7 protein-coding genes are annotated in these 6,000 nt (G+C 67.5%); 5 read left to right on the forward strand and 2 right to left on the reverse strand.

Features of this window, described 5'->3' with window-relative positions; genetic code table 11:
• Window positions 1-3: 3 nt before the first annotated feature.
• Window positions 4-408 carry a hypothetical protein gene (locus ACFY1L_RS49635; protein ID WP_388841390.1) on the reverse strand — a complete coding sequence of 135 codons (405 nt, stop codon included), beginning with the start codon at window positions 406-408 and terminating at the stop codon, window positions 4-6.
• A gap of 1,338 nt (window positions 409-1,746) precedes the next feature.
• On the opposite strand from ACFY1L_RS49635, the gene ACFY1L_RS49640 reads away from it, so the two are divergent.
• From ACFY1L_RS49640 to ACFY1L_RS49650, 3 genes are read left to right on the forward strand one after another with little or no spacing between them, the layout of a single operon-like run.
• A complete protein-coding gene (locus tag ACFY1L_RS49640; RefSeq protein WP_388841393.1) occupies window positions 1,747-2,109 on the forward strand; it encodes an ArsR/SmtB family transcription factor in 363 nt (120 codons plus the stop codon).
• Window positions 2,106-2,639 carry an SRPBCC family protein gene (locus tag ACFY1L_RS49645; protein WP_388841396.1) on the forward strand — a complete coding sequence of 178 codons (534 nt, stop codon included), beginning with the start codon at window positions 2,106-2,108 and terminating at the stop codon, window positions 2,637-2,639. The genes ACFY1L_RS49640 and ACFY1L_RS49645 overlap by 4 nt, the downstream gene beginning before the upstream one ends.
• Before the next feature lie 2 nt (window positions 2,640-2,641).
• Complete coding sequence (locus ACFY1L_RS49650; RefSeq protein WP_388841399.1) at window positions 2,642-3,199, forward strand: TIGR03086 family metal-binding protein; 558 nt, start codon at window positions 2,642-2,644, stop codon at window positions 3,197-3,199.
• Window positions 3,200-3,441: 242 nt separating this feature from the next.
• On the opposite strand, the gene ACFY1L_RS49655 is transcribed toward ACFY1L_RS49650, so the two are convergent.
• On the reverse strand, window positions 3,442-4,140 hold the full coding sequence (locus ACFY1L_RS49655) for a Clp protease N-terminal domain-containing protein (RefSeq protein WP_388841401.1): 699 nt from the start codon (window positions 4,138-4,140) through the stop codon (window positions 3,442-3,444).
• Between the two features lie 740 nt (window positions 4,141-4,880).
• Here ACFY1L_RS49655 and ACFY1L_RS49660 point away from each other — a divergent pair.
• Together ACFY1L_RS49660 and ACFY1L_RS49665 are read left to right on the forward strand one after the other, a co-directional pair.
• Window positions 4,881-5,138, forward strand: coding sequence for a hypothetical protein (locus ACFY1L_RS49660; protein WP_388841403.1), 258 nt, complete (start codon window positions 4,881-4,883; stop codon window positions 5,136-5,138).
• 223 nt (window positions 5,139-5,361) lie between these two features.
• Window positions 5,362-5,622, forward strand: coding sequence for a hypothetical protein (locus ACFY1L_RS49665; RefSeq protein WP_388841405.1), 261 nt, complete (start codon window positions 5,362-5,364; stop codon window positions 5,620-5,622).
• Window positions 5,623-6,000 lie beyond the last annotated feature (378 nt).

Raw genomic sequence — 6,000 nt, forward strand, 5'->3', positions numbered from 1 at the left:
CGATCAGGTCCGCCACACGCCGAGTCGGGATCGTACGTGCCCGGCTGAGTCCGAGCCGGGGTCATGGGGCGATGTCTGAACTGGCGGCACTGCGGTCACCGGCTCGGTGCCGCGGTGCTCGGCGGTCAGGGCGTCGTGGAGTGCAGGTACAGCCAGAACCGCGTCCCGCGGGCGTTGAACCGTCGGCTCGTCCGTGCCGCAGCAGTGCACTTCGTCGTTTTCCGCCGCCCCGCTCTGTTCCAGGGACGGCTCGCGGTCGGCGGGTGCGGACGCCTGCCCGGTGGCTGCGGGGACGATTTGGATGGCGTCCGCGTGGCCCATTCCCGTACTGGCCGGACCGTGGGCGCATGCCAGCAGGTGCATCAGCGCGGCGAGCAGCAGCATGAGCGCCGCCCCGGTCCGTGACACGGGGCGGCTGCTGCCGGGAAGCACCAACCGAGCGACCATAAGCGCACAATGTAATCAGTCATGCGCAATTCGCCCGGCAAGGAACTGCTGCTCGGCCCGCCCGTCCAACGTCTCCTTGCAAGCCTGGAGGGCTGTGATGCCGCAGCCTGCAAAGGTTTCGGACCAGGCCGCAGCCGCTGGACACCGCAATTCGAGCGATCACCGGGTTGGGTGAATCCCCCGCGCCCAAATGCCGCTTCGAAGTGCCGCAGGGCGCGAGAAGCCTGCCCGCGGGGTGAACAGGCCGGTGCCGCAGCCGAGTTCCAGGCAGAGGCTGCAGGGGGAAGGGGCCGCCGCGCGCGAGGGCGTCGCGGTCTCCGACCGGACCCGGCGGAGCGGGTGGGACTGTCCATCGGGCGCTGCTTCCGCTGCAAGGCAGACTGCTCGCTGTAGCCGAGACCGCACGCGCGAGCAGGCTCGCCGCCTCTGTCGAGCTCGAGCTGAGGCTCACGTCGGGTGTCGGCGCGTACGGGCGGGTGTCGGCCTTCGAGCGGATGGTGTCCGCCGCCCAGCGCCGGACCTGCTGGGAAGGCTCTGCCTGAGGCGGCCTCCCACTCTGAGCAGACCCTGCTGTGCACGTACCCCTTCCTCGTCGTGCTCGCCGGACTCCTCGCCAACGCCGCCCTCGGCTGGTCGTGGGTCGATCTGATCGAGGCGGTGGCGTAGACGAGGTGCGGGGCGCCTGGCCCGCGGTTGCGGGACGACCGAGACAGAGGACTCATGTGGCTGCCGGGCAGGCTGTGCTTCCTGCTGGCCTTTGAAGGGAGACGACGAAACGGGCAGACACCCCTCGTCGCGACCAGGTCCATGCCCTCGTGTCCCCTGCGCGTCCCCTGGATCTTGCTCCTCGGCGCAGCTACGTAACTGTCCGCGTCCGCCGCAGCACCCCAGTCAGGGCCTGTTTTCAGTTGTGATCAAGGCGGCGGCGCGGGCTGCCAGACCGGGCCGCGCATGCCCTGCGGTGGCTTGACGATGTCGATGTGGCCCTGGAAGGCGAGGACATCCAGGCGGCCGTGGTGGGCAGTTCGTCGAGCTGGGCGCCGGCAATCAGATCGTTGCCCCGCAGCCGGTGCGGTTCGCGGTGGTAAGGAACCAGACAGCAACCGTGCCTCCGACCCGAACCCGTCTCGCGCAATCTCTGCACAGGACGGCGCCCGGCGACGGCACCGACGGCTGACGCCCGGTAGCGGACGCCTCTCGCCGCGCGGACGGCGCGCCGCTATTCAACCGATTGGTTGACAAGCCGGAAACCTCGACCGTAGAGTATTTAACCAATCGGTTGAATATGAGAGGTGCGAGGTGACCGACGCCCGGCTGTCGCTGGTGTTCTCCGCACTGGCCGACCCCACTCGGCGCGACATCGTGGCCCGGCTCGCCGCCGGGGACGCCACGGTCAACGAACTGGCCGAGCCGTACGACGTCACGGTGCAGGCCGTGTCCAAGCACATCAAGGTCCTGGAAGACGCCGGTCTGGTCAGTCGCAGTAGAGACGCCCAGCGGCGGCCCTGCCACCTCGAGGCAGAGGTGTTCGACCTGATGACGAAGTGGATCGAGCGTTATCGGCGCGAGGCGGAGGACCGGTTCCGCCGTCTCGATGCCCTCCTTGAACAGATGGACGAGCAGCCGACGACGGACACCCCGACGAAGGAGGCGGCATCATGAGCAGCACCGACACGCACCACCACAACGAGACCCGGATCGTGGCCGACCCGGCTCTGCCCACCATCGTGATCATCCGCGAGTTCGACGCACCGTCGGATCGCGTGTTCCGCGCGTACACCGACCCCGATCTGGTCGTCCAGTGGCTCGGCCCACGTCGCCTCACGATGCGGATCGACCAGTACGACGCCCGCACCGGCGGCTCGTATCGCTATGTGCACAGCGCCGACGACGGGACCGAGTACGGCTTCCATGGTGTGTTCCACGAGGTGCGCCCCAGCGAGCGCATCGTGCAGACCTTCACCTACGAGGGCTTTCCAGACGGTGTCAGCCTGGAGACGGCCCTCTTCGAGGACCTCGGTGGCCGCACCCGGGTCACCGGCACGTCACTCATGGACTCCATCGAAGCCCGCGACGCGATGCTCAAGAGCGGTATGGATGTCGGCGTCCGCGAAGGCTACGAGCGGCTTGACGAGCTGCTCGCCGGCCAACAGAGCGGCAGCGCCGACCGACACACCCAGACGGGATCTTGATCATGGCGAGAACAGCAGCCGATGAGCACCGTGCTGTGGCACACGTCTTCACCAACCGCGTCCGCGGCACGGACCCAGCGGCCTGGGACAACCCGGCGCCGTGCGAGGGGTGGGCCGCCCGGGATGTCGTCCGTCACCTCGTCGAGTGGTTCCCCGCCTTCCTAGAAGCCGGCGCCGGAGTCCAACTGCCGAAGGGGCCCTCGGCGGACGACGACCCGGTGGCCGCCTGGGCGATGCACCGCGATGGGGTGCAGGCCCTCCTCGACGATCCGGCCACAGCACACAAGCTGCTGTCGAACCCGCACATCGGAGAGATCCCACTGGACCAGGCGGTCGACCGGTTCTACACCGCCGATGTCTTCATGCACACCTGGGACCTGGCGCGGGCCACCGGCCAGGACGAACACCTCGATCCCGCCAGATGCGTCCAGTTGCTCGACGGAATGCTGCCGCTCGACGACGTGCTCCGTGCGAGCGGGCAGTACGGACCGCGGGTCGAGGTGCCGGAGAGCGCCGACGTCCAGACTCGCTTGCTCGCCTTCATCGGCCGCAAGCCCTGACGAGCCGGCACGCAGCGTCGGCGGGCCAGCGCAGGAGCCGCGGTGCATGTCCGCTCGCTCGGCGGCGTCGGTGTGTCCCGCCGCCTCGTCGTATGTGTCCTGTCTCGGATAAGTCCGGGCATCATGCCCCGCTGGCCTGCGGTGCCCGGACTTGAGTGAGACGGGATTCGTCGATGTGTCTCACTCAAGTCCGGGCAAGGCGCCGTTCTCTCGCAGTCCAGGTCGTCGGGGCCGCGATGGGCTCAGGCGTCCGCAGTTGTGGCGTCGAGGGCGGCTGGATCGAAGTCGGCCTCGGCCAGGACATCGGCGGCGACTCCGCGGCCGACCTGGGCAAGTCCGATCAGCAGGTCGTCGCAGTCGATGCGGTCGGAGCCGTTCTGCTCGGATCGTGCTTCGGCGATGGCGATGGCTTTGCGGGAGTAGGGCGTCCAGGCGATGCGCTCGGCTGCCTGGGAGGCGCCCATGCTCAGTCGGGTGCCGACGGACTGGTGGACTGTCTCCGGTGAGACACCGGCAGCCCGTAGGAGCCGGGTGGCGCGGTTGTCCTGCGCGGTCAGTCCCCAGAGCAGGTGCTCGGTGCCGATGTAGTTGTTGCGGTGATGGACTGCCGCCTGCTTGACGTAGGTCATCGCCTGGCGGAGGTCGTCGGTCATCGTCTCGGGGCTGTAGCGCTTGTGCGGTGCGTGGAAGCGTTGCTGGACGGCCTGTCGGGTCACGCCCAGGGCGGCGCCGATGTCGGTCCACGAGGAGCCGTGCATCCGGCAGTGCTCGACGTAGTCCTCGACCAGGTCGTCTGCCAGCGCCTGCATCTGGCCTGCGAGTTGGGCGGCGACCGTGAGGAGGGCGAGCCAGTCGGGCTGTTCTTGGCTGCCGGGGCGGTGTGCGGTGTCGCACCTGCGGTCAACTTCCGCGATGAGATCGTCCAGGTCTGGAAGAGTCATTAGGCAAGTACGCCTTGACAGTTTGGAATTGTCAAGACGCACTTGCCTCCGCTGGCACCCGGAGACAGCTCAGATGTCCGGAGATCTCTGAGGCTGCCCGGACATCACAGAGACAGGACAGTATGCTTCCGCCGCCTCCGTCGTGCAGCCCTACGAATGATCGGCGTTGGCCCGCGCTAGAAAGGTAGGGCAAGCTCAGTAAGAGCACGGGGTAGACGTCGTGGCACTCACCGCCCGCCACGGTCTCGGGCGGTACGAGCTCACGGACCGTTGGCGTTAGTGGTGAGCCAACTCGCCAATGGGCAAGGCGCGGTAGGCGCCGGGTACTCAGTCCGCCGATCCGAGTACCGCACAACAAGCGCAACAGTTCGGGCGGGGAACACGCGATGCACCGCCGCCGATCCAGGTCTGCCCACAGCCCGGCATGGAGGTCGCAGGAGAGGCCGAGAACGGGCACGAGACGGTGGTGGCCGCACCGCGGCTGTGCCCGGGAGCCGTCTGCAACGAGCAGTTGGGGGGTGCGGTTCGGCGAAGCCTGCGCCGGTCGCCGCCCGCCGACTGCAGGTCTTTGCCGCGTATTTGGATCATCGCGAGAGAGGTTTTCCCCGGGTGCGTCACCTCGCCGCCTGGTGGGCAGAAGCAACCCTTCCCGGGGATGCGGCAGTCTTACCGGGCGTCGTGCTCAGAGGATCAGCCTCTGTCAATTCGTACCGGCAAACCGACTGGAAAGGGCGCGCCCCATGGTGCTGCATCCCGACTTCTGCCTGGACGTTCCGGAGGGTTTCGACGACTCGGGCGCTGAAACTGGGGTGCACCCCATGGCCAGGAAGCTGTTCCCCGCCGCAACTGCCGCGGAAGCTTTCAAGAAAGCCCATGAGTGGGTTCGGGAACAAAACATCCGTCTGACAGACGTGTCCTGGGATTTCTTCCATGACGAAGACGAGCCCTACTGTTTGAGCATCTATTTCACCTTCGAGCTGGATCCCGAAGACGCCTGACCACGAGTGCGGTCCGTCGGGATCAGACGGCCGGCGTTAGATCGGGTTGCAGTCGACTGACGCGCAGTGGGTGGAGATCGATGGGCACGGGCCCTGGGGTGGCGGGCCGACGGGCGCCAGCTGTTGCGGTCGCGCTTGCTGTGAGGGGGGACCGTTCGCCTGACGATCCATCGCCCGGCTCTGGTCCCCGGGGAACGCGTGCCCGACGTGCGATGGTGTGCCCATGAGCAATGATTACGACCGCCTCCGCAACGGCATCGAGTTCATGACCGCTTACGTCTCGGGGAACGAGCTGCTGACGCAGTACGTCGCCGAACGGCGGCGCGAGGATCCCATGGCGGTCGAGGCGCTCATGGACGGCGCAGCCGCACTCTGCGCCCTGCTGTTGCGCAAGATGGCCCGCGACGTTGGCAAGAGCGAGCACGAGATCTTGCAGGAGTTGGCCCGTGGCACTCACCGGCATGAGCAGCAGTCCGAGGACTGACCGGGCATCGTGGTCAGGATGAGGCCGGAGGGAAGTGGAGGCAGGCGGACACAACCGCGCGCCATCATCGCCCAGCAGACCTCCGGCAGTGGCAGGGACACCACCGCGCGCGAGCTGGCTGTGGGCTACTGGTACGGCCTATACCGCCGCTCCCCCGGAGCGACTGAGGGCTGGTTGCTTTGGCCGACGTGTTGAACCGCTGCCCGGACATTGACATTGGCAAGGTAGTCCACCGTCAGCTCCAACCCGATGGTGGGCGAGCTCTCCACCGTGCTGGGACCATCCGTTGCGGAGACCGTAGTCGGGTCTCAGCATCCCGGGCATTTCGGCCCGGAAGGTCCGTCACATCACCAAAGCGTGAGGGCTTCGGCTTGAGTA

The organism is Streptomyces sp. NPDC001663 (genome assembly GCF_042893105.1).
In the GTDB taxonomy this organism is placed as follows: Bacteria; Actinomycetota; Actinomycetes; order Streptomycetales; family Streptomycetaceae; genus Streptomyces.